Consider the following 23,572-nt stretch of genomic DNA (forward strand, 5'->3'; position numbering starts at 1 on the left):
AATCCTGCACTCGGATCAGGGCTGGCAGTACCAGATGAAACAGTACCAAAGACTGCTGAAGCAAAATGGCATCACACAAAGCATGTCCCGAAAAGGAAACTGCCTGGATAATGCCGTAATCGAAAACTTCTTCGGGATACTTAAATGTGAACTTTATTACATCGATAAGTTCAGGTCAATAGACCATTTAAGGCATGAGATAAAAGAGTACATCAATTATTATAACAATGACAGGATTAAACTGAATTTAAATGGAATGAGCCCGACACAATATCGGGTTCATCATTATCAATGTAATTATTAACTTGTCTAAACTTTTGGGTGCAGTCTACTTTTTTGTTGTGAAAAATCTGTTGTAAAAAAATCACAACAGATTTTTTACAACAGATTTATAAAATGGTTCACACGGCTTTTTTGTTCAAGCATTTTCTCGTCAAACGTTTTTTTGAAAACTCGGGACGCGGGTACAGCGCATTTACGCAAGCCGATCAACCCATCAACCCATTGATCTGCGCCCACTGCAGTAACATGATCGTCTTGGCGTCCTTGATCTCGCCGCCAATCATTTTCAGCGCCGCTTCGAACCCGAGCTCGAGCACCTCGATGTTTTCCTGTTCGTGGTCGAGCCCGCCGCCTTCGCCCGTTTTCATGTCTTGTGTATATTCGCCCACAAAAAAGTCGATGGTTTCGGTCACCGAGCCCGGCGACATGTACACCTTAAAAAGATGTTGGACGTTTTCGATACGATAGCCCGTTTCCTCCTCGGTTTCGCGGCGGATGCAATCCTCGGCGTTGTCCTGGTCGAGCAGGCCTGCGCAGCTTTCGATCATCATGCCCGACGGGTTGCCGTTAAGGTACGTCGGGATGCGCAGCTGCCGCGTGAGTACGACGGTGCGTTGCGTTTTGTTGTACAGCAGTATGGTCGCGCCATTGCCACGGTCGTACACTTCGCGTATTTGCGTTTCGACCGCGCCGTCGGGCTTTTGGAGTTCGTAGGTGATTTTTTTGAGGATGTACCAGTTGTCCGATAACAGTTCCGATTTTTTGATGTTGATGTGCATGGTTAAATGATAAAAAAATAATAAAAGGAAGGCGCTTGTCGCTAAATGGCTTACATTTATGGCGATAAACCCGTCCCGATGAGAAACGTCTTTTATTTGCTTTTGTTGTTGCCGGTCTTTCATTTGCGCGCGCAAAATGAATTCCTGAACAAGAACAATTCGCTGGCACCTGTCGGGGGGATCAACATGGGGGCACCGTCCAGCGCGCCGTCGGTGTATACGCCCAATGTGTTCAACAAAGACAAGCCTACCGCTGCGCCCAAAAGTACGATCCCCGAAAAAGAAGTCGACATGGCCACGCAACAATTTGCCAATCCGGGCGATGTCTACAAAGACAAACTCAACAAAAAACTGATGGCCGAGGGCGGTGCGAACATCGACATGAGCCAGTTTAGGCGCAACATCGACCTGGGCGAAATCAAGACGCAATCCGAATACTTGCTCGTGCTGTACCGCGACGGTGGCGCTTCGGTGGACGGCGACGAGGTCAAACTGCTCGTCAACGGCACGGTCGAGAAATCACCGATGTTTCTCGGCTACGACTACAAACAATTGCGCATCAACCTGGCCAAGGGTTTCAACAAGATCGACTTCGAGGCGCTCAACGAAGGACTTTATGCGCCCAACACGGCCACGTTCCGCATCATCGACGATAAGGGCAACGTCATCGCCGCCAACCACTGGGATTTGGGCACGGGTTTCAAGGCCTCGTACATGGTGATCAAAGAATAAAAAAAGATGGGCGTTAACCCATCTTTCTTTCTTTCTTTCTTTCTTTCTTTCTTTCTAGTAAGGCCCTACCGTATACACTTGTGAGGATGTCTCGGTCACGCTAAAATACCCCAGCACATAATCGTCGGGATTGGTCGTGTTGACCATGTTGCCGCGCAGTACACCCGCCGGGGTCGCGAACGGCCCGGCGCCATAGGATATGCTGATCAGTTTTTCCATGTAGTTGAAGTAACGCTGCGAAATACCATACAGTTTCACGCCCAGCAACCCGCCCGGCTCGAGGTCGGCGTTGAGGTAAAGTCCAAAGACCTGGTTGCCCTGGAAGAACTCGTCGTCTACGGCAATGTATTCGGGGATGGCGGTCACCGAACTCTGGAACCGCATCAAATAATAGTCGTTGGTCGTGCCGTTGTCGGTAAAATAGGTCTTGAACTGGATCTGTTCTTCTTCGCCTTCAAAACCAGGGATCGTTTCCTGCGCGATGTAGTCGATGGCAGGCACGGGCATCATCGCTTCGGTGGCGGTGATCGTGCGTCCGTTGTGTTCCACGGTCAGCGTATAGCTTTCGCCGATTTCAGGGACAAACGAGCTGCACACATACTCGCCCGTGCCCGGCGTTTCAATAAAGTTGAACACGGTGCTCGCGCTGTTGGTCACATACACGGTCGCGCCCGAAACCACGGGCGGTATGGTGTTGTAAAAGTTGGTCGTCATCGTGAGCTTGATCTTTTGTTCGTTGCCCGCGGTTCCTTTTTCCCATTGCAGGGATGCATCCACCACCAGTCTTGGCGGTGCGGTTTTGGTGTCTACGTCGACCACTTCTTCGCATCCGACAAACGTCAGCGAAAGCAGCAGGGTCAGGTAAATGTATATCGGTTTCATGTCTTAAAATTTAAAGTTGTAACTCACGCCGGGAACGATCCCAAAAATAGACAGCCTGACGGCTTCGTTGTAGCTGTTCTGCACATTCTGGCGGAACGAGATGTACGCCGAATTCTGACGGTTGTAAATGTTGTAGATGCTAAACACCCACTCGCTCTGCCAGCCTTTTTTCTTGCTCGGCTTGGGTACGAAAGTGGCCGAAATATCGAGGTGATGGTATGCCGGCAAACGGTCTTCGTTGCGCAATCCGTAGTTCGCCACGGTAATGCCCTGGTATTGGTAGGAGCCGTCGGGATAGGTCACCGGTTGGCCCGTCTGCAAGGCAAAGTTGGCCCCGAACGTCCATTTGTCGGTGTATTTGTACGATCCGGTCACGGCCAGGTTGTGCGTCTTGTCGTAGCCCGTGCTGTACCATTGCCCGTTGTTGATGCCCGTCTCGAACCAGGTGCGGCCCGGTGTGCGTTGCTCCGACTTGGATAGGGTATAGGCGATCCAACCGTTGAGCCTGCCTTCGTTTTTGCGCAACAACACCTCGAGTCCGTAGGCGCGCATCTCGCCGTTGAGCACCACTTGTTCGATGGCGTCGTTGGCGATCAAATCGGCGCCGTCTATGTAGTCCAATCGGTTTTTGACGGTCTTGTAAAACGATTCGACTTCGAGCGAGTATTCGTTGTCCTTGAAATTGCGGAAATACCCGATTGCGTACTGGTCCATTTTCTGCGGCTTGATGAAGTTGTCGCTGGGCGTCCAAACGTCGAGCGGCGTAGGCGAGGCCGTGTTCGAAATCAGTTGCAGATATTGTACAAGGCGGTTGTAGCTGGCCTTGACCGATTGGTTGTCATCGAGCAGGAACGACAAAGCCGCGCGCGGTTCGAAATTGCTGAAATCGGCCACCGTCTCGTTTTTGCCGTAGTGTACCGAGCCGATCGGCTTGGCCTTTTCGTAAATCTGCAGGTCGCGGTTGAACACCACTGCCTGGTTGTTGGTGTACACATTGATGTCCGAGGTGCCCAATCGGTAGAACAAACTGTAACGCAACCCGTAAGACAACGAGAAGCGCTTGCCCAGATCGTGTTCGGCGTCGATGTAAATGGCGGGTTCGAACGCTTTTTTCTTTTGGAGCTGGTCTGGGTTGATGCCCGAATATTCGTCAATGGGTTCAACCTTGCCTGGATTGAAGTCGTAGTAGATCGCGTTGGCCCCGTAATGCAAACGGAAATCGTCCGAGATGTAATTCTTGAAATCGTACTTGAGGTTGTAATTCTTGATGCTCGAATTCCACTTGAGCCCCAGGAAATCCAGATCGAGTCCGTAGTAAAAGTCACTGTATATGAGCGACAGGTTCGAAAACAACTTGTCCGAGAACAGGTGGTTCCAGCGCATGTTGAACGTTGCATTGCCATAGGTGTTCTCGAAACTGTCGGCAATGCTGAACACGTCGCGGCCAAAGTAACTGCTGATGTACAAGCTGTTGTTGGCGTTGAGCTTGTAGCTCAGTTTGGCGTTGAGGTCGTAAAAATACGCGCTGTTCTGGTTGTCGCTGAGCGTCATGAACAGGTGCATGTACGAGGCGCGTCCACCAATCAAAAACGATCCGCGGTCTTTGACGATGGGCCCCTCGGCGAGCAAACGACTCGAAATCAGCCCGATGCCACCGTTCATATGGAAGTCCTTGCTGTTGCCGTCTTTCTGATAAATGTCGAGTACCGACGACGCGCGTCCGCCGTAACGCGCCGGGATCCCGCCCTTGTAGAGTTTCATGTCCTTGATCGCATCGGGGTTGAACACCGAAAAGAACCCGAACAAATGCGACGAATTAAAGATCGACGCCTCGTCGAGCAAAATCAAATTCTGGTCGGCCGCGCCGCCGCGCACGTTGAAACCCGAGGCGCCTTCGCCCGCATTGGTCACGCCGGGCAGCATCAGGATCGATTTGAGTACGTCGGTTTCGCCCATCACCACGGGCATTTTCTTGATGGTCGCCATCGAGAGTTTGTTGACGCTCATCTCGGCCTTGCGGATGTTGGTGGCCTTGCGTTCGTCCGATTCGATGACCACCTCTTCGAGCTGTTCTTCCTCGGGCGTGAGCGTAAAATTGTTTTTGGTGTTCTGGCGCAAATCGACCGTTTGCTCCTGGATCACATAGCCCAGGTAGCTGATGTTGACCTTGTAGGTCCCTTCGGGAATGGTGATCGAGTAAAAGCCGTATTCGTTGGTGGTGGTCCCGGCTTTGATCTCGGGCAGGAAGATGCTCGCGCCGATCAGGGTTTCGTTGCTTCGCGTGTCGGTAATGGTGCCGCTAAGCGTAAATTTCTTTTGTTCCTGCGCGAATGCGGATGATACCACAATCAGGAACATCAACAGTGTTGATTGGATTTTGTTCATAAATGATTGATTGAATGATTTGCACGCGAATTTCGGAGAAAAGATTTCACCAAATCCGGTTGTAAGAAATTATTAACATTTTTTTTACGTTTTACCAAGCGATTACTACACCAAACGGCGTGTCGACTAAAATGTTGTGAAGGTTTGGTTAGCGCTTGAGTGTAAAATGACCGCGTCGCTCCATGCCGTTGTCCAACAGGATGTGGTACCAGTAGTCCGATGCGGGCAAGGGTTTGCCTTCGAACATACCGTCCCAAACAGGATCGGCGGCATTCAGGCGTTTGAGCAACTTGCCGAAACGATCGAACACATCGAGCCGCGCATTGGGGAACAGCGTCAACTCATGGATGTCAAACAAATCGGCATAGCCATCGGCATTGGGTGTGAAGTATTTGGGCACCGATAGCACAAATGTGTCCATCGCATCTTGGCCGCAACCGTTGATCGCGCGAACATAGCCCGTCACAAAACCGCCCGGGACGTCGTTAAAAACAGGACTTTGCTGGTAGTGGATACCGTCTATCGAATATTCGGTGGGCGAATTGGTGTCGAGGCTTGCACCAATCACCACGGTGTCTTCGTTAACGTCGATCGAAAGAATTTTGGGGTTTCGAAAGTAGTGCACCACGATCGACTTGGTGGCCGTGCATCCGCCCGCGCCGGTCACCGTGACGGTGTAGGTGGTGGGCTCGGAATCGCCCGAATCGACTTGAATGGTTTGCGTCGCCTCTCCCGTAGACCATTGGTAGGCCAGCCCGGGAAGTCCCGCGTCGAGCGTCAACGTATCGCCTTCGCACAAATCGAATGCCTCGTCGGTCAGCTGTGGCGCTTGAATGACGGTAAGTGCCACGGCGGTTCGCGTCGCGCTCGGGCAATCGGCCAAGGTGTTGCGCGCTTGGGCATAATAGGTGCCCGGTGTCGTCGCCGAAAAAGCGTTCGAGCCTGCAAGCAAAAGGTTGCCGCCCGAGGCCGCGTCGTACCAATCGGTCGTGGTGCCAATCGGGTTCGAAACCGACAAAGGCGGGATTACATCATTGCTGCAGGCCGAAACGTCGCCATCGCTCGTAGGTGCGGCGGGCCTTGGTGTGACCACGACCGAAAAGATGTCCGAAATCGTATAGCAATAGGGGTTGGCCAAATTGGCCGCGTCCTGTGCAATGATCACGCGGTAGAAACGCGTGGCCGTAATAGGTGCCGTATAGTTGATCAGGTTTTGCCCGACAATGTTGGTCCATATGCTGGCGTCGGTACTTTCCTGCCATTGGAACACGTGTGGGGTCAGGTTCGAGATCGACAACTCGAGCGGAACGGTCAGCGGTAACGAAATCTCGCAAACATCCAATCTTGCGCCCGGCCCCAAAGAAGTACCAATGCTGGCATGGTCGCCGCAAGAACGGAACGCGATGTCGTCTATGGCCAAATCGTTGCCACAACCGCCTGCGCCATTGTTCTTCATTTTGAGCACCACCGAGGTTTGCCCGGGTTGTGTCGTGAACACTAGACCATACTGTATCCAGACGGGATTGGTCGTGCCGGCGATTGGGCCGGTGCTGCCCGTACGGAGCAATGTCGTTTCGGTCGCATCCCAAATCTCAAAAGTCACGTCTATCGGGATGCCGCTGCCGCTGCAAGCACCCGATCCCGCATCGTAGATGTTCATCACCCAGGCCGAAAATTCAAAACTGGTGTTCACGCACAAACCCGTCACCACACGCCGGTAGAATTCGCCGGGCGTGGTGCTTGCATTGACGATGAGCGCCTTGCCGTTGGTCCCGTCGGGCGCTTCGTCAAAGGTGTGGTCGGGTACGTTATGCCAGGACCCGTTGAACGCGTTCATGTAGTGCAAGGTGTACTCGCCGTCCTCGGGAATACTGGGTATATAATCGTAGGTAGTGGTTCCGGCAGGAAGCGGCGGACCGAAATTGGTGCCGCTGCCAAAGTTTTCGAAAAAAATCGGATTGCCCTTGCTGCCTGTACAAAAGCCGAGCTGCGCCCGCAAAGGCAGGCAACAGTATACGGTAAGCAAAAGAAACATCAGTTTTTTCAAAACAAATCGGTATAAAAAAGACGGCCGAACCGACCGCCTTTTAAAAATAGGTTGTAAAGCGATTAGGCCAATGCAGCCAACACCTTGTTCAAGGTAGCACTTGGGCGCATGGCTTGGTTGGTCTTGTCGGTGGCCGGTTTGTAGTAGCCGCCGATGTCCTGCTTGCTGCCTTGCGCGCCGATCAGTTCGGCGTTGATTTGGGCTTCGTTTTCGGTGAGCGCCGCAGCGATAGGGGTAAATACTTGCTTCAACCCGGCATCGGTGTTTTGGCTTGCAAGGGCTTGTGCCCAATACAGCGCAAGGTAAAAATGCGAACCGCGGTTGTCGATTTGGCCTACTTTGCGCGCAGGCGATTTGTCGTTTTCGAGGAATTTCTCGTTGGCCTGGTCGAGCGTTTCCGACAACACCGCCGCCTTGGCGTTGTTTTGCGTCTGGCCCAAGTGTTCGAGCGATACGCCGAGTGCGAGGAATTCGCCGAGCGAGTCCCAACGCAAATAACCTTCCTCGATAAATTGCTCGACGTGTTTAGGCGCCGATCCACCCGCGCCGGTTTCGAACAATCCGCCGCCGTTCATCAGCGGTACGATCGAAAGCATTTTGGCCGAGGTGCCGAGTTCCAAAATCGGGAACAAATCGGTCAAATAATCGCGCAACACGTTGCCGGTGACCGAAATCGTGTCCTTGCCGTCCTTGATGCGCTCGAGCGAGAAATTGGTCGCGGCGATCGGGTCGAGGATGCGGATGTCCAAGCCGCTCGTATCGTGGTCTTTCAGGTAAGTGTTGACTTTTTCGATCAGGTTGCGGTCGTGCGCACGCTGCTCGTCGAGCCAAAAAACCGCCGGGGTGTCCGACAATCTGGCGCGGTTGACAGCCAGTTTGACCCAGTCGCGGATGGGTGCGTCCTTGGTCTGGCACATCCTGAAAATATCATCTTTCTTGACTTTTTGTTCCAACAGTACCTTTCCGTTGCCGTCAATCGCCTGTACGGTTCCGTCGGCTTCGATTTGGAAGGTTTTGTCGTGCGAGCCGTATTCTTCGGCAGCTTGCGCCATGAGTCCTACGTTGGGTACGCTGCCCATGGTTTTAGGGTCGAACGCGCCGTGTTTTTTGCAGAAGTCGATGGTGGCCACGTAAACGCCCGCATACGAACGATCGGGGATGATGGCTTTGGTGTCCTGGCCTTTGCCGTCTTTGTTCCACATTTGGCCCGAGGTCCTGATCATCGCAGGCATCGAGGCATCGACGATTACATCGGACGGCACATGCAAATTGGTGATGCCTTTGTCTGAGTTGACCATGGCGACGGCCGGTCCGTTTTGGAATGCCTGGTCAATCGCGGCCAATACTTCGGCTTCTTTCGGATGTCCGGCAATCTTGTCGAGCACATCGCCAAAACCGTTCTTGGTGTTGATGCCGAGTTCCTTGAACAAATCGGCGTATTTTTCAAACACGGACGCGAAGAACACGTCTACGACCGCGCCAAAAATAATCGGGTCGGACACCTTCATCATCGTCGCCTTCAAATGTACCGAGAACAAAACGTTCTTGGCTTTGGCATCGGCCACTTGTTCGGTGATGAATTTTTTGAGTTCGGTGACGCTGAGCACCGATGAATCGAGTACTTCACCCGCCTGCAACGGCTTGGCTTCGCGCAAGGTTTTTTTGTTGCCGCTTGCGTCGGTGAATTCAATGCTGAATGTCGTGGCTTGGGGAATAACCACCGAGGTTTCGCTGCCGTAGAAATCGCCGCCGGTCATGCTTGAAACATGTGTTTTCGAGTCGGCGCTCCAGGCTCCCATCGAATGAGGGTTTTTGCGCGCGTAATTTTTGACGGCTTTGGGCGCACGACGGTCTGAATTGCCTTCGCGCAAAACTGGATTTACCGCCGATCCCAACACTTTGGCGTATCTTGCCCGTGTCGCTTTTTCTTCGTCGGTTTGTGGATTTTCAGGAAAATCGGGCAGGGCATAACCCTTGGCCTGTAATTCGGCGATCGCGTCCTTCAATTGCGGGACCGAAGCCGAGATGTTTGGGAGTTTGATGATGTTGGCCTCTGGTGTAGTGGCCAGTTTGCCGAGTTCGGCCAAATCGTCCTTGCCTTGTTGGTTGGGCGGCAATACATCCGAGAAGTTGGCGATGATACGGCCCGCAAGCGAAATGTCCCTGGTTTCGACCGAAATGCCGGCCGGCGCGGTAAAAGCTTGAACAATCGGGAGGAAAGAATGCGTGGCGAGCATGGGCGCTTCGTCGGTAATCGTATATAAAATCTTTGCGTTTGACATGGTTTGTTGTAATTCGTTTGTAGTGCTACAAATATAAGGAGATTGATTGTTTTGGCGGCGCGAAATCGTTTGATTTGCCGATTTGACAATACGCGGTTAAAATTTTGCCGATTTCGCAAAAAGAGCCAAAATCGCTACGGCAAAGCAAAAAAAATCCCGCTCGGTGCCGAACGGGATTTTTGAAAAGTATCTGCGAATTATCTTCTTCTGTCTTTGATTTTCGCTTTCTTGCCGGTAAGTTCGCGGAAGTAGAAGATACGTGCTCTACGAACGTGGCCGGTTTTGTTGATTTCGATTTTTTGCAACGCAGGCAAGTTGATCGGGAAGATACGCTCCACGCCAACAGCACCAGACATTTTGCGGATGGTGAACGTTTCGGTAGCGCCAGCGCCACGTCTTTGGATTACTACGCCTTTGAAAAACTGCGTTCTTGTTTTTTCACCTTCCTTGATTTCGTAATACACGGTGATGGTGTCTCCGGCTCCAAATTCCGGGAAATCTTTCTTTGCGATTAATTCGTCCTGTACGAATTTCATTAAATCTGCCATGACTAATGGTTTAAGGTTTAAATCGGAGCAACGTTCACGAGTTTCGTCAGAGGTTGGTCTAATGTGGGCGCAAATGTAGTGAAAAAATCCAAAAAACAAGTTCCAAAATCCAAAATTTTGATTTTTTGAAGATTAGGAGCTTGTTCCGGCTGTACGCTGTATCTTTTGTCCGCTAAAGAAGCGGAACAAAAGGATGCCGCTGCCATCCGGGCTAGGGCGTTGTCGTATCGATTGGGCTAATCCACAAACGCCGATACATTCGCCAGATTATCGAAAGTCAGAAAACGAATTCCGTCGGCAACCAACGCCATACGCAAAAAGTTTTTATAAAATATACAGATTTTCTGTATCCAAGCTATTTTTTATTTCGGTAGGGGATACCTTCATAGCCCCCTTCCCTACAGTAAAAATACAAATTTTCAAGATTGGTCTGTTACAGAAAATCTGTATAGTTCAAGAATTACAATTGCGGCCTGATTCTAAACCTCCTAAAAACCATATCAAGGCTGTTAAAGCATAAAATGTTTCCATCAAGCAAACCCGGTAAACCGAGGATGATTTTCAAAACCTCATTGGCCTGCAAATTCCCCGCAATCCCGCATGTCGTGTTGATGATTCCCGAAATTGCACAATTTTCGGCAGCCGTTTCAAAATCGACCGCCGCAAAAATGTCGTTCAATGCAACCTTTTGCCGATGGTGAAAAACCGTAACATAGCCGTGCCAATCACGAACCGCGGCATAAACGAGCGGTTTTTGGTTTTCCTTACAGTAGCGGTCGATCAACAGCCGCGCGGCAGCGTTGTCGGTGCAATCGCAAACCAGGTCAAAATCACGTGCGATTTCAGCTATGTTTTCGTGAGAAAGAAATACAGGAAAAGTAACAACGTGGGTGTCTGGATTTTGCAACCGAAGCTTGTCTGCCAGCGTCTCGACTTTCAAATGTCCGATTTCATCCGGCTGAAACAAAAACTGTCGCGCCAAATTCGATTCTTCAACCACATCGCCATCCGCTATCCCAATCTTACCAACGCCGGCTGCGTTGAGCGCCACCGCCACCGGTGTTCCGAGCCCGCCCGCGCCGACGATGAGCACTTTGGCCGACTTCAATTTTTCGCGTCCGGCCAAGCCCATTTCAGGCACGATATTTTGTTGGAAATACCGTGGCATCAGCGCATCTTGAGTTGCGAAATGATGGTAGGGTCGGTGATCTTGTCGTCGTCGGCGAGCAGGAATGCTTTAGACAACACAACCGACAGTCCGTTGTCGCCTTCAAACGGCAAATAAACGTTTTCGGTCACATCTTTGGTTTTCCGATCCGGGACGATGCACAGGTATTGGTCGTTGGGCTCCATCAAAATATTGGTGCTGCCGATGTGGATTTTGTACGTCCGTAATTTGCCTTGCACGACCAGAAATTTGTCCCTTATTTCGGCCACTTTACTGATCTTGAGCCGCGGTACCAGATTCGTCAAGATTTCCTTGCGCATCTTGGCCGTCTCGCTCAAATCGCCAAACGAATACGCCTGCCAGTAATTGCGGTAGGCCGGAACGCCACCCGTGTCTTGCCAAGCAGGGTCGTTGCCCACGCTGGCCACACCCACAAACAAATCGACATCGCGCATGATTTCAGAAAACGGTTTGACCGGAACGTCGATCAGATCGATTGTTTCGCCGCCGTCGAGCCGCGTAAACCGAACCTGGTCGGTGGCCACGTAGTTCCAGATGCCGGTGTCGTTGTAGGCCTCTTCGGCATTGATTTCGTTGACCCAATATTCGGCCTGCAATCCGTATTCGTTTAAGATAAGCTCGGCCGTACCGTTTTCGCGTCCGTCGTCGAACGCACCCAACAACGAATATTTCCAGCCGCGTGTCTTGGCGAGCTGGTTGAATTGGTGTTGTTTCAAGACGTGCGCGGCCATGCGGTTGCTGTAGTTTTTGGTGCTGGCTTCGGCATCGGTCAAAAGATAGACCTCGCGGAACGCCTGTTTGAGCGGCTGCACGATTTGGTGTTCGGTCAAAAAGTCGCGCCAGGTCTTGATGGTATCCACACTGGAAACCACCGGATGCCACAAGGAAACGCTTGTTTGGGGCGTGGGCTTTACGGCTTGGCCTTTGTTGGTTTGCCATTGGCCATTGTAAAACAACACCGTTTGGGTCGTTCCGCCATCGGCAAAATCCCAAATCAAATTGTGCGTCAGATAGGACATCAATCCGTGGTTGACATAGTATTTTTCAAAATGTGCCCAAGCCATCCTACGGTCGGAGCGCAACATACGGTCTACGCGATCGCGCTGGGCGGTTACCGTAACCTCCATTTGCTTGGCCGTATTTTTCAAGTCCTTGAAGTCGTCGTCGTGTTTGTCCTTGACGAAAGCGGGGACGGTTTTCTGCAACGTACCATCGGGTTTGATCCATTTGGTTTCGGTTTTGCCGATGCCAGAAATCGACACTTCGGCTCGGTAATCGTCAAAATGCCACGTCCGTTTGCCATCGACGAGCCCAAAATCAGAAACCGCCAAATCCTCTATTTCATACACCGTCATGCCTTGTTCGGCTGCGGCTTCCTCCATGTACTTCTCGATGGCCTTGAGCGCGTTGCTGAGTTTGATGCGCAATTTGAGCCGCGACAAATGGCCGATGCCTTCGAGCTTGCCCGATTTGTAGAGCGCAAACAAACACGCGTTGCCGATTGATACATACGTCGAACCGAACTGCGGGACTTTTGCAAAGCTGCGTTCGGTGAGCGCGGCAATCGTCTGTAAAATTTCTAGATCATCGACCTGCGATGCCATCCAAACGAGCCCTTTGACCGCATCCTGGTTGATGGCAGAAACCTTTAAAATCACGCCATCGTTGGTAAACTCGTCTTTGTTCTGGACGATGAAATCGAACCATCCTTTGACTTTTTCGCCAAACTTTTGCCCGCCGAGTTCGGCAATCATTTTCTTGGCTTCGGACAAATATTTGGCCGATGGTTTGCCGCCGCTGGCTTTTTGGGCCGCCGCAAGAATACGGTACCAAATCTCCTTTTCCTTGTTCGGCAACGCCAGCAGTTGCGGGTTGGCAAAATGCGAAAGGGCATCGTCGCCGATGAACACCACTGGCTTGATGGCGCCTTTTTCGTTTTGCGTCAAAAAGAGCAGCGCATCGATTTTAGAAACCAACTTTTCGCCTTCCTTGTCACTGTATTGATAGGAATTGGTATTGGCCTTAAGCCGTTCAAAGGCCGCCTTGGCTTCTGGTGCAAACGGCATCGGGTTTTGTTCGCGTTGTTTGGCGATATTGACGATGAATGGCGCGATGGGCCAAAAATGATAGGCGACCAAACCGTAGCGCGCGTGTTTGATGAAACTGTTGATGATGGCGGCAATGTCGTCGTCGGTGAATACCGTTTTGCTGCGTACCACCGCCTTGATGAGTTCCTCGTGCACGTGGCGTGCCGTATAATCGGTGCGTTGCTGGTTTTCCTGTTGGTGGCTTTTGACGATCGTCAGGTGCAGTAGTTCGATTTTTTGCCGGTCATCCAGTTGCGTGAATTCGGCATACGACGGCAATTCGCTGATTTTGAAATTCCAATAATCCTTGCCGTTGGCTTTGGCTTCGGCCGCCAATTTATCGGGATAGTGTTGTAGCCCGCCAGCGTTGGAATTGCCGAAAAGGCTTTTAAGATTGTCGAAAATGCCCATCAGCCGCCGATTAGTGGGGTCAGTTTGACGAAACTCACCGTGGTCGAACCGGTCAGCAAAACCTGTTGCTCGAGCGATTCCGATTGGATGTTGTCGATCAGCACAAAATAACCATTTTTCAAGAATGCCTCGAGCGCGATGTATACTTGCTTTTCGGCATCGATGGTTTTCTTGGGTTTGAGTTTGTAGCCGTTGATGGTTTTCTCGGCATCGGTAGGTTCGACGAGCCCGTTGAAAAGGCCACCGAGTTTTTGGTTGTAGTGTTCCACTTCCTGGGTCACGCGGCCCGTGATGATGTCTTTTACTGTAACGGTTTCCGATTGGAACTGCAGCGTGATTTCGTTCAGGATTTTCCCCGCGAACGTTTCGTCTTTTATGGTGATGGTCATATTGCGCGTTTTATGGTGTGAAAATACGACTTTTGGATGAATTTCCGTCGGCAATTTTGGTGTCGATGGGGCGTCTTCGACGACGCCCATCAACCACCAACAATTAATGTTTGGGCTCATAAATCAACCGCAGGAAACTACTGAACCGCTCGTTTTCGCGGCTGATCGGAATGCCCGTAACGATCCCGACGAGTAACTGTTCCGTAACGCCCACGCGCATCTGTGGCCGGATTGTCATGTCGAAATCGCCATCGTATAATTCCTTGTTAAATTCGACGCCGATGAAATTGCGCGTTCCCGGAATCATGTAGTGGAAATTCGAGTTGATTTGCCAGGTGGTTTCGACGTGTCCATTGTCGAAATGGTGCGCAAACTGCGGGCCCGTGTACAGCAACGTATGGAAGTTGTTGCCCCAGCGTTTGGCCGCGACAAAGAACGGATTGTAGACATTTCCCGTAACCAATTTCGATGGGCCGTAATCGCGGAACGTAGGAAGTTCGAATTCGTGGATATAGCCGATGGCCATCGACGTCTTGTATTTTTGCGACACAAAAAAGGAATACTGCGCGGCCATCTTGAGGCTGTTGAGTGCACTCGCCGGCGCTTTCGCATCGGAATTGGAATAGTACATCGAAAAAGGCAATTCGACCTCGAGCCCCAACCGGTTGATGGGCGCCCATTCGTATTCGACCAGCGCCGTGTATTCGTCGTATTTGTTCTTATCGGTCAGCCCGAAACCCACGTTCCATTCGCGTTCGCCTTTGCGCGCGCCCAAATCGCGAATCAAATCAATGTAGAGCGGTTCGGCGTGCAGGACTTTGTCGGGTTCGACGGTCTCCTGTACTTCATAAACAAACAAACTGTCGCGGATTATTTTATCGTCGGTTTGCGCAACTATTACGCATGGTGTGATCAGCGCCAAAAGCACGGCGCCATACAATTTTGAAATCATAAAGATGGTTTTAAGTTAAAACATGACAAATGGCGCCGCAAAAGCAGCGTCCGTAAGCGGAATTAAACCATCAGGCTTCGGGTGGCGGGCAGTGGGTTTCGGAAATGTGGGTAATGGTAGGAGGGAAACCCGTCATCGGCTCGGCTCGCGCAAATCGATGAATTACGGGCATCGCCACCGCCACAGGCAACAGGTAAAAATCTACCGAAAAAGTTTTTTTGAAAGACGTTTCGTTGTCGGCATCGGTGTCGTCATACTCGGCAATGGCGTTGTCAAACCCAAGCGCTTTTTCGACCACAAGTTCGACGATGCTTTCCTGCTCATTATAAGTCAGATTTTCCTTGGTATTGCAACGCAACGCATCGGGCGCATCCACACTGCAGTTGAGCAGGTAGAACGCAAGGAACAGGCTTGTATAGCGCAACAACAGATCTTTCATTTATTCGAGCAAATCGGGTCTGCGGTTTTTGGTGTGTTCATAAGCCATGTCCTCGCGCCATTTGTCGATCTTGGCCGCGTGGCCAGAGAGCAGCACATCGGGCACTTTCCAACCTTTGTATTCCGCCGGGCGCGTGTAAACGGGCGGTGCGAGCAAATTGTCTTGGAACGAATCGGTCAATGCCGAAGTTTCGTCGCTCAAAACACCCGGAATCAATCGGATCAGCGCATCGCTCAGAACAATCGCACCCAATTCCCCACCGCTCAAAACATAATCCCCGATCGAAATTTCCTTCGTAATAAACTGGTCGCGCACGCGTTGGTCGACGCCTTTGTAATGCCCGCAAAGGATGATGATGTTTTCGAACGACGACATGCGGTTGGCCATTTGCTGGTTCAACGTTTCGCCGTCGGGCGTCATGTAAATCACTTCGTCGTAATCGCGTTCCGATTTGAGTTTGGCGATGCAATCGTCGATGGGCTGGATCATCATCACCATGCCCGCACCGCCGCCAAATTGGTAGTCGTCGACACTTTTTTGTTTGTTCAAAGTATAATCGCGCAGGTTGTGGAAATGCACTTCGACAAGCCCTTTGTCGATGGCGCGTTTCATGATCGAAGCCTCGAACGGGCTACGGAGTAATTCGGGTAGGACGGTGATGATGTCGATTCTCATTTTTAAGTCGAACGTCGAACGTCGAACGTCGAAAGCAATGTCGAAAGTCGAAAGTCGAAAGTCGAAAGACGAAGGACGAAGGACGAAGACGAAAAACAAAGGACAGACGATATTCAAAATATTAAGAGGCAAAGTTACGAAGTTCGCATCCAATCGAATCAACAAATTAACGAATTGCCACATTAACTTTTTCAGGAGCTAATCCGGCTATCCGCTGCAATCTTTTGCATTCGTTCCTCAAGCAAAAGGATTTCCGCTGCTATCCGGGCTAGGGCATGGTCATAAATTCGCGCCAAATCGTTAAATCGCCGTCAAAAAAAATCGTAATTTTGACGCTCAAATTTAAAATCAACAACATGGAAAACGGAATATACGCCAAATTCAACACCACAAAAGGTACAATTTTGGTCAAACTCACCCACGATTTAACACCGGGAACGGTCGGTAACTTTGTCGCCCTGGCCGAAGGAAACCTCGAAAACAACGCCAAGCCGCAAGGCACGCCGTATTACAACGGGCTCAAATTTCACCGTGTGATTCCTGATTTCATGATCCAGGGCGGCGACCCGAACGGGACAGGATCGGGCGGTCCGGGTTACCAGTTCGACGATGAATTCCATCCCGATTTGCGCCACGACACGCCGGGTGTGTTGTCGATGGCCAATGCAGGTCCGGGTAGCAACGGTTCGCAATTTTTCATCACGCACGTCGCAACGCCTTGGCTCGATGACAAGCACACCGTATTCGGCAACGTGGTCGAAGGCCAGGACGTGGTCGATGCCGTTGCACAAGGCGACACCATGGATTCGGTCGAAATCATCCGCGTAGGCGAAGACGCGCAAAAATGGAATGCCGTCGAAGCGTTCCGTACGTTCGAAGGTTCACGCGCCAAACGCGAGGCTGCCGAGCGCGAAGCCGCCGAAAAGAAAATGGAGCAGCTTGCCGCCGGGTTCGAAAAGACAAATTCTGGATTGCGTTACCAATTCATCAACAAAGGCAACGGCAAGAAAGCCGAAAACGGCAAAACCGTATCGGTGCATTATTCGGGGCAGCTCGAGAACGGCAAGATCTTCGACAATTCGTATTCGCGCAAAAAACCAATCGAGTTTCCGCTCGGGCAAGGCCATGTGATCGAAGGCTGGGACGAAGGCATCGCGCTTTTGCAGGTAGGCGATAAGGCGCGTTTCGTGATCCCGTCGCACCTGGGCTATGGTGCGCGCGGTGCAGGTGGCGTGATTCCGCCCAACGCAACGCTCATTTTTGACGTCGAATTGATGGACGTCAAGTAATAAGTTCAAGCCAAATAAATCAAATCTCGGTAAAAGTTATCGGGATTTTTTTATTTTTACCCTAAGCCATGAGGCAAAACCGACAATTAGCAACAACCATGAAATTAAGATTACTTACCGCCGCCGTGTTCGCGGCATTGATTTTCTCGTGCGGGCCAAGAATTGCCGTCAAGGCCAAAGATCCGGTGCAAGTTCCGCCACGGATGGATTCGCCAGATGCTACAACATCCAATGCTACACCTGCCGCACCAGTCGCGGTCGATTTGGTTGCGGCCAAAGTACTCTACGAAAACAAATGCGCGCAATGCCATCCGCTGTTCAAGCCAAGCGATTTTAGCGCGCAACAATGGGTACCCATCTTGAAGTCCATGCAAATCAAGGCCAAGATAGACGACCAGCAGCGCGAGGAAATTTACGCCTACATCCTTGCGGATATGCAATAACGAAATTTTGGATAAATAAAAAAGCACTCGTGAAGGAGTGCTTTTTTTATGGGCTGAAAGTGCTGTTAAACGGTAAATCCATCCGGGATGGTCGCCCCTTTTTTGACGACGATGATGCCGTCCTTGACCGTAAATAGCTTTTCGTTGCGGTCGGGTTGGTGCGGCCCGCCGTTGAGCGTCACGTCGTTGCCGATGCGGCAATTCTTGTCTACGATGGTGTGGTTGATCTTGCACCGCTGGCCGATGCCAATCGGGATGATGCCGCTTTCTACGTTCGATCGCAATTCGTCGATGCTCTGGTAAAAATCGCCGCCCATCAAATAACTGTCCTTGATTTGGGAATCGCGTCCGATGCGGGCACGAATCCCTACTACCGAATGTTCGATGTAGCAGTGGTCTAAGATGCAGCCCTCTGCAATCACCGATTGGGTAATCGTCGTCGAACCGGTTACCTTACTCGGCGGCAGGATGCGCGGTCTGGTATAGACGCGGTTTTTTTCATCGAACAAATTAAAGTTCGGAATTTCATCGGTGAGCCCAAGGTTGGCCTCGAAAAACGAGTCGATGTTTCCGATGTCGGTCCAATAGCCTTCATACTGATAGCTCAACACATTTTGCTTGTCGATCGATTGCGGGATGATTTCCTTGCCAAAATCCTTGGTGTCGGGGTTCGACATCAGTTCGATGAGCAGGTCGCGGTTAAAGATGTAGATTCCCATCGACGCCAGGTAGTTGCGTCCGCACTGTTGCATTTCGGCGCTGGTTTCAGACGTCCATTCGGGCAACAAATCGGCCCTTGGTTTTTCGATGAACGAGGTGATGACACTTTCATTATTGGTCTTGAGGATCCCAAATTCTGGAGCTTCCTTGGCCGTCACCGGCAAAGTCGCAATCGTGATCGATGCACCCGCGTCTTTGTGCGCTTGAATCATTTCGTTGAAATTCATCTGGTACAATTGATCCCCGGACAAGATCAGGGCGAGGTCGAAATCATGGTTCAGGAAGTGCGGCATGCATTGGCGTACTGCATCGGCGGTGCCTTGAAACCATCCTTGGTTGTCCGGCGTTTGTTCGGCGGCAAGGATGTCGACGAACGCGCGGCTGAACGTACTGAACTGGTACGTGTTCTTGATGTGCTGGTTGAGCGACGCCGAGTTGAATTGCGTGAGCACGAACATGCGTTTGATGTCCGAATTGATGCAGTTCGAGATCGGGATGTCTACCAATCGGTATTTGCCGCCGATGGGAACAGCTGGCTTGGAACGGCTTTCGGTAAGCGGCGCGAGTCGCGAGCCTTGCCCGCCGCCGAGGATGATGGCTAGAATATCGTTGTTCATAACTAATAGATGATGGATTCGTAAAGTTGGATGTACTGTTGCGCGGCGCGTTCCCACGAATGGTCGATGTGCATGGCGGTCTGGCGCGCCTCGTCGAAACGCTTCTGGTCATGAAACAAATCGATGGCGCGGGTTACCGAATGGTTCACGTCGAATACGCTCGTCTGGTCGTGGCAAATGCCGAATCCGCCGTCGCCGATGTCGCGCACGGTGTCGCGCAAACCGCCCGTACGACGCACGATAGGGATCGTCCCGTAACGCAGCGCATACATTTGGTTAAGCCCACAAGGTTCTACGCGCGAGGGCATCAGCAAAAAGTCGGCGCCCGCATAGCACAGGTGCGCCAGTTTTTCGTTGTAGCCGATGTAGGCGTTGTAATAGCCGTGGTAAAAATGTTGCAGGCCTTGCAGGGCCGCCTCGACGCCCGGATCGCCAGAACCCAGGATCAGGATGTTGATTTCGCCGGGGTTGGCGTTGAGCGCGACGCTGCACATTTGCGGGAGCAAATCGGCGCCTTTTTCACCAACGAGCCGTCCGATGAATGTAAACAAAGGCTTGTTTGGATCGAGGTTGAACTGTTCGCACAGGAACTTTTTGTTCTTGGTTTTCCCGGCCTTGAAATTTTTGACGTTGTAATGGTGCTCGAGCATCGGGTCGGTTTTTGGGTCCCATACCTGGGTGTCGATACCGTTCAAAATCCCGACAGATTTTGGGCGTTCGAACCGGAGCAAAGTCTCGAGCCCGTTGGCCGATTCGCTGATCTCGTTGAGGTAGCTCGGCGACACGGTCGTGACTTTCCACGCGCATTTGATGGCCGATGCCAACGGATTGACGATGCCGTTCCATTCCAAAAAACCCGTACGCCAGCGGTCAAAATCGGGCAGGTAGTCGATTTTATCGAACCCGAACCAACCCTGGTATTGCCCGTTGTGGATCGTAAGCACCGTGGGGACGTTGCGCAGCGGTTCGTAATTGTAGCAGTGCGAAACCATGAACGGGACAAGCCCCGCATGGTGGTCGTGGCAATGGATCAAATCGGGCCGCTGGTTGGTTTCTATGAGCCAATTCAAGAACGCGATCTGGAAGGCGAGGAACCTTTCGGTATCGTCTTCATACGAATACACATTCGGGCGGTCGAACAATTGCGGGATGGCGATCAGGTACAATTCGAAACCCAGTTTGTTGGTCTTTTCGCGCAACACATCGTAATCGAACACAAACTGACCCAACCGCAAACGGCCGTGGTGCACGTGGTCGAACTGGTTTTCGTTGGTGAACTTGTTGTCATAACCCGGTACGACCACTTTGGCGGCATGTCCGGCCTGGTTCTGGTATTTGGGCAATGCGCCCACCACGTCGGCCAGTCCGCCTACTTTGGCGACTGGATAACATTCGGCGCTGAGGTGAAACAATTCCATAATTTGTGTTATTTCCATTTGATGTTGCAACCGATGCTGGGCTTTTGGGGCGCAGCCAAAACACGGTTGTAAATGACGGCGTCTATGGCCGCGCGCAAATCGCTGCCGCTGAGCGGGATGCTGTTGCCCGGGCGCGAATCGTCGAGTTGCCCGCGGTAGACGAGCTTGTTGGTGTTGTCGAACAGGTAAAAATCGGGGGTACACGCGGCGTCGAACGCCTTGGCCACGTCCTGGGTTTCGTCGTACAGATACGGGAAATCGATGCGGTTCCTGAACGCGAATTCGGTCATCTCATCGGGGCCGTCCTGCGGATATTTGACAACGTCGTTGCTCGAAATAGCGATGATGCCAAGGCCGTGTACGCGGTAATCATTGACAATCATCAGTATCTCGGGAAGCACATGGTGCACGAACGGGCAATGGTTGCAAATGAACATCACAAGCGTACCCTTGGTGCCTTTCAAATCGGCAAAAGAGAAATGGTCGTTCGAGTTGGTGTCCTTGAGCCGAAAATCGGGCGCAGGGGTGCCAAGCGGTAACATATTGGAAGGGGTTTGTGCCATGGGGTTTGCGATGGTCGTTTATCATCCGACATTTGTTGCCTAATATAGCAAATTAAACTGACAAAAACCACGGCGACAACGTTGGAGTAGGAAAGTTTTGGGTTTTTTAATGATTTGGCAACGGGGGAGGGTGGGATTGGGTGTTGATTGGGGTTTTTCTGTTTTGGGGAGTGGGTGGGAATTGGTAGCTTGCGCTAGGGCGGGTCGGCGGTGGTGGTTGTGGGAATCGGATTGCGGGTGTTCAAAATTAGAACCTGCAATGCGTCGGTTGGCGGAATGTTCGTTTCTTTGCAAAAACAACCCCATGGATTTAACCTGGACCGATTTCGAAAAAACCGACATGCGTGTCGGTACCATCCTTGAAGCGAACGACTTTCCCGAAGCGCGCAAACCCGCCTACCAACTGACCATCGATTTCGGCCCTGAAATTGGCATCCGGAAATCGTCGGCGCAAATCACCCAGCGCTATCAAAAGCAGGATTTGGTGGGGCGTCAGATCATCGGCGTGGTCAATTTTCCGAAAAAACAAATCGGCAAATTCATGAGTGAGTGTCTTGTGCTGGGCGCGGTGGGCGATCAAGGCGACGTGGTGCTGCTGTCGCCCGATTTTAAAGTCGAAAACGGCTTGCGCATCGGCTAATACCAACCCGCAAACGTCATCAGCAAAACCAGCAAAAGCCCAACCGTCATCACAATTTGCAAGGTCAAGATCACCAGCAGCGAGGCGCGCAGGTATTTTTTCGCGTACCCAAGATTTTTATAAGGGAACAATGCCACGACCGTGCCGAGCAAAAGTCCGATGACATTGTAACCGATGAGATTGGCCGCGAGTGCCGTCGTCAGTCGTTCGGGCAAGGTGCGTCCTTTCATGGCCATCGTATACAGCAACGTGTTGAGCACGATCAGGACGGCGATCCAAAGTATTTTGTTCCTGTTTGATTGTTTGAGGTCGTGGGTTTCCATGGGTTAACGGATGAACAGACGTTTGTCGAATGAGAACGGTTCGGTGCGTACGATCTTGATGCTTTTGAAGTCGTCGTGCGCGGGGTTGATCAAATAGTTGAATTCGCCCTGGACCACCGCCGATGGTACCTTGAGTACCAAAAATTGATCATCCGAAACAAATTTATCGCCAATGATTTGGGTCGAGTGGGCGTGCGGTACCGATTGCCAGTCCTTGGGGAGTTCGGCGGTTTCGAGTTCGGGAACGATGGTGTTTTCGGGGATCTCGATCAACGCGATCTCGTAATCGGTGGGCAGGTTGCCCAACGGCGTGTGCACCGCGATCTCGGCCGTGCAAAGCGCGCGCGAATCGCTGGTGTAGACCATCGCGACGCCCTTGCTGTTCCAGCGGCCACCGAATTTCTCGGCGCCTTTGCCGCTCAAATCCTTGGCGTGCGCCGACTTGCTGAGCCTAAAAACAATCATGCCAAAACGCCGTATTCGATGCGTCCGAGTTCGTCCTTGAGCAAGTTGATCCCAAAAGACGAATCGAATAAATCCTTGGGCTTGACGTTGCCGAGCGCGACATTGTCGGTCGTGAGCCAGTTGTTGAATTTTTCGCCGTTGCCAAAAACGTCGGTGCCTTTTTTATAGAGCAGGGCGATTTCCAAAATTTTTTCGGACTGCAATGGGTCGAAGGTTTTTTTCTCGCGTTTGTAGCGTTGCATGGTGCGTTCCGATAGGTGTAAAAAAGTCGACCATTCGTTGATGCTGAACGGGCCTTTGCTCGCAAAATTGAAAAAAGCGTTGAACTTGACGCCTTGTCTGACGGCTTCGATCAGCGACAATACTTCTTTGTCGTCTACGGCGTAGGCGGCGGCAGGTTCGAGAAGGTTTAACGTGGCCATGGCTTGAAGTTTTGGTAAAGGTAGTGAAAATTGTCGTAAAAAAAATGACAAATGACGTTTTATTTTCGACCGACAAAAAATCCGGACTTCTCTCAAAATCCGGATCATTGTCATTTTAAACTATTCTTTTCCCGTTCGTCGTTCGACTTTCGTCATTCGACAGATCAAATATCGTCAAACTCGACATCGGTAAAACTGCTTACCGGTTCTTCGGTTTTCTCGGCTTGGTATTCGCGTTTGAAATCTTTTTGGTGCCGTTCAGAAATCACTTCTTCGCCTTTGTGGTTGAGCACATAAGAAGTCATGTCTTCAAGGATTTCTGAGAACGCCGCAAAATCTTCCTTATACAGGTAAATTTTGTGCTTTTTGAAATGGAACGATCCGTCTTCTTCGGTAAATTTTTTGCTTTCGGTGATCGTGATGTAGTAATCGTCGGCTTTGGTGGCGCGTACGTCAAAGAAGTAGGTCCTTCTTCCGGCTCTTAAAACTTTAGAAAAAATTTCCTCTTTTTCCAGCATTTCGTTTTCTCTCATAATCCTTTTAAGGTTAACTTTTGGTTTAAAAACCTTTCAAAAATGAAAAAAAAACCTTAA

General features: G+C 51.2%; 24 protein-coding genes. 5 read left to right on the forward strand and 19 right to left on the reverse strand.

The window, feature by feature from the left end; translation table 11 throughout:
* A partial coding sequence (locus BLP55_RS14810; RefSeq protein WP_170826884.1) for an IS3 family transposase occupies window positions 1-304 on the forward strand: 304 nt, incomplete at its 5' end.
* Between the two features lie 184 nt (window positions 305-488).
* Here the strand turns inward: BLP55_RS14810 and nudK are convergent.
* A complete protein-coding gene (gene nudK / locus BLP55_RS14815) occupies window positions 489-1,061 on the reverse strand; it encodes a GDP-mannose pyrophosphatase NudK (protein WP_091146404.1) in 573 nt (190 codons plus the stop codon).
* Between the two features lie 78 nt (window positions 1,062-1,139).
* Here nudK and BLP55_RS14820 point away from each other — a divergent pair, with 78 nt between their 5' ends.
* The gene (locus BLP55_RS14820; RefSeq protein WP_091146409.1) at window positions 1,140-1,793 is read left to right on the forward strand and encodes a hypothetical protein; all 654 of its coding nucleotides are present in this window, start codon (window positions 1,140-1,142) and stop codon (window positions 1,791-1,793) included.
* Window positions 1,794-1,847: 54 nt separating this feature from the next.
* Here the strand turns inward: BLP55_RS14820 and BLP55_RS14825 are convergent, their stop codons facing one another.
* From BLP55_RS14825 to trmD, 11 genes are all read right to left on the reverse strand, one after another.
* Window positions 1,848-2,675, reverse strand: a complete 828-nt coding sequence (locus BLP55_RS14825; protein ID WP_091146413.1) for a DUF4249 domain-containing protein — start codon at window positions 2,673-2,675, stop codon at window positions 1,848-1,850.
* Window positions 2,676-2,678: 3 nt separating this feature from the next.
* Window positions 2,679-5,060 (reverse strand): TonB-dependent receptor, encoded by a 2,382-nt coding sequence (locus BLP55_RS14830; RefSeq protein ID WP_091146417.1) that lies wholly within the window; start codon window positions 5,058-5,060, stop codon window positions 2,679-2,681.
* 148 nt (window positions 5,061-5,208) lie between these two features.
* Window positions 5,209-7,095, reverse strand: coding sequence for a T9SS type B sorting domain-containing protein (locus tag BLP55_RS14835; RefSeq protein ID WP_139149726.1), 1,887 nt, complete (start codon window positions 7,093-7,095; stop codon window positions 5,209-5,211).
* A 74-nt stretch (window positions 7,096-7,169) separates the two neighbouring features.
* Window positions 7,170-9,389 (reverse strand): NADP-dependent isocitrate dehydrogenase, encoded by a 2,220-nt coding sequence (locus BLP55_RS14840; protein WP_091146423.1) that lies wholly within the window; start codon window positions 9,387-9,389, stop codon window positions 7,170-7,172.
* A gap of 197 nt (window positions 9,390-9,586) precedes the next feature.
* Window positions 9,587-9,937 (reverse strand): 50S ribosomal protein L19, encoded by a 351-nt coding sequence (gene rplS, locus BLP55_RS14845; protein WP_091146428.1) that lies wholly within the window; start codon window positions 9,935-9,937, stop codon window positions 9,587-9,589.
* Window positions 9,938-10,397: 460 nt separating this feature from the next.
* A complete protein-coding gene (locus tag BLP55_RS14850; protein WP_091146432.1) occupies window positions 10,398-11,105 on the reverse strand; it encodes a HesA/MoeB/ThiF family protein in 708 nt (235 codons plus the stop codon).
* The gene (locus BLP55_RS14855; RefSeq protein WP_091146435.1) at window positions 11,105-13,624 is read right to left on the reverse strand and encodes a DUF4132 domain-containing protein; all 2,520 of its coding nucleotides are present in this window, start codon (window positions 13,622-13,624) and stop codon (window positions 11,105-11,107) included. The genes BLP55_RS14850 and BLP55_RS14855 overlap by 1 nt, the downstream gene beginning before the upstream one ends.
* On the reverse strand, window positions 13,624-14,013 hold the full coding sequence (locus BLP55_RS14860) for a hypothetical protein (RefSeq protein ID WP_091146508.1): 390 nt from the start codon (window positions 14,011-14,013) through the stop codon (window positions 13,624-13,626). The genes BLP55_RS14855 and BLP55_RS14860 overlap by 1 nt, the downstream gene beginning before the upstream one ends.
* Window positions 14,014-14,116: 103 nt before the next feature.
* Window positions 14,117-14,965: an HAEPLYID family protein gene (locus tag BLP55_RS14865; protein WP_091146439.1), complete on the reverse strand. Its 849-nt coding sequence runs from the start codon at window positions 14,963-14,965 to the stop codon at window positions 14,117-14,119.
* A 70-nt stretch (window positions 14,966-15,035) separates the two neighbouring features.
* Window positions 15,036-15,404, reverse strand: coding sequence for a hypothetical protein (locus BLP55_RS14870; protein ID WP_091146443.1), 369 nt, complete (start codon window positions 15,402-15,404; stop codon window positions 15,036-15,038).
* On the reverse strand, window positions 15,405-16,079 hold the full coding sequence (gene trmD / locus BLP55_RS14875) for a tRNA (guanosine(37)-N1)-methyltransferase TrmD (protein ID WP_091146512.1): 675 nt from the start codon (window positions 16,077-16,079) through the stop codon (window positions 15,405-15,407).
* 356 nt (window positions 16,080-16,435) lie between these two features.
* On the opposite strand from trmD, the gene BLP55_RS14880 reads away from it, so the two are divergent.
* Together BLP55_RS14880 and BLP55_RS14885 are read left to right on the forward strand one after the other, a co-directional pair.
* Window positions 16,436-17,368 (forward strand): peptidylprolyl isomerase, encoded by a 933-nt coding sequence (locus tag BLP55_RS14880; protein ID WP_091146515.1) that lies wholly within the window; start codon window positions 16,436-16,438, stop codon window positions 17,366-17,368.
* Between the two features lie 98 nt (window positions 17,369-17,466).
* Complete coding sequence (locus tag BLP55_RS14885) at window positions 17,467-17,811, forward strand: c-type cytochrome (RefSeq protein WP_091146519.1); 345 nt, start codon at window positions 17,467-17,469, stop codon at window positions 17,809-17,811.
* A gap of 65 nt (window positions 17,812-17,876) precedes the next feature.
* On the opposite strand, the gene BLP55_RS14890 is transcribed toward BLP55_RS14885, so the two are convergent.
* Genes BLP55_RS14890 through BLP55_RS14900 form a run of 3 tightly spaced genes read right to left on the reverse strand, consistent with a single transcriptional unit; the run spans window position 17,877 to window position 21,129 of the window.
* Window positions 17,877-19,148 carry a glucose-1-phosphate adenylyltransferase gene (locus BLP55_RS14890; RefSeq protein ID WP_091146446.1) on the reverse strand — a complete coding sequence of 424 codons (1,272 nt, stop codon included), beginning with the start codon at window positions 19,146-19,148 and terminating at the stop codon, window positions 17,877-17,879.
* A gap of 2 nt (window positions 19,149-19,150) precedes the next feature.
* Entirely contained in the window at window positions 19,151-20,566 is a 1,416-nt protein-coding gene (locus tag BLP55_RS14895) for a glycogen synthase (RefSeq protein ID WP_091146450.1), read from the reverse strand.
* Window positions 20,567-20,574: 8 nt separating this feature from the next.
* Window positions 20,575-21,129: a thioredoxin family protein gene (locus tag BLP55_RS14900; RefSeq protein ID WP_091146453.1), complete on the reverse strand. Its 555-nt coding sequence runs from the start codon at window positions 21,127-21,129 to the stop codon at window positions 20,575-20,577.
* A 304-nt stretch (window positions 21,130-21,433) separates the two neighbouring features.
* Here BLP55_RS14900 and BLP55_RS14905 point away from each other — a divergent pair, with 304 nt between their 5' ends.
* Window positions 21,434-21,769 (forward strand): tRNA-binding protein, encoded by a 336-nt coding sequence (locus BLP55_RS14905; protein WP_091146523.1) that lies wholly within the window; start codon window positions 21,434-21,436, stop codon window positions 21,767-21,769.
* Here the strand turns inward: BLP55_RS14905 and BLP55_RS14910 are convergent.
* The 4 genes from BLP55_RS14910 to BLP55_RS14925 all read right to left on the reverse strand — a co-directional run bounded on the left by BLP55_RS14910 (window position 21,766) and on the right by BLP55_RS14925 (window position 23,512).
* Entirely contained in the window at window positions 21,766-22,092 is a 327-nt protein-coding gene (locus BLP55_RS14910; RefSeq protein ID WP_091146455.1) for a hypothetical protein, read from the reverse strand. The two genes, BLP55_RS14905 and BLP55_RS14910, sit on opposite strands and share 4 nt — an antisense overlap.
* Window positions 22,093-22,095: 3 nt before the next feature.
* Window positions 22,096-22,557 (reverse strand): RES family NAD+ phosphorylase, encoded by a 462-nt coding sequence (locus BLP55_RS14915; RefSeq protein WP_091146458.1) that lies wholly within the window; start codon window positions 22,555-22,557, stop codon window positions 22,096-22,098.
* Window positions 22,554-22,979: a type II RES/Xre toxin-antitoxin system antitoxin gene (gene parS, locus BLP55_RS14920; RefSeq protein WP_091146461.1), complete on the reverse strand. Its 426-nt coding sequence runs from the start codon at window positions 22,977-22,979 to the stop codon at window positions 22,554-22,556. Before parS ends, BLP55_RS14915 begins: the two co-directional genes overlap by 4 nt.
* Before the next feature lie 164 nt (window positions 22,980-23,143).
* Entirely contained in the window at window positions 23,144-23,512 is a 369-nt protein-coding gene (locus tag BLP55_RS14925; protein ID WP_091146465.1) for a PUR family DNA/RNA-binding protein, read from the reverse strand.
* Window positions 23,513-23,572 lie beyond the last annotated feature (60 nt).

It is taken from the genome of Flavobacterium caeni (assembly GCF_900101895.1).
GTDB lineage: Bacteria > Bacteroidota > Bacteroidia > Flavobacteriales > Flavobacteriaceae > Flavobacterium > Flavobacterium caeni.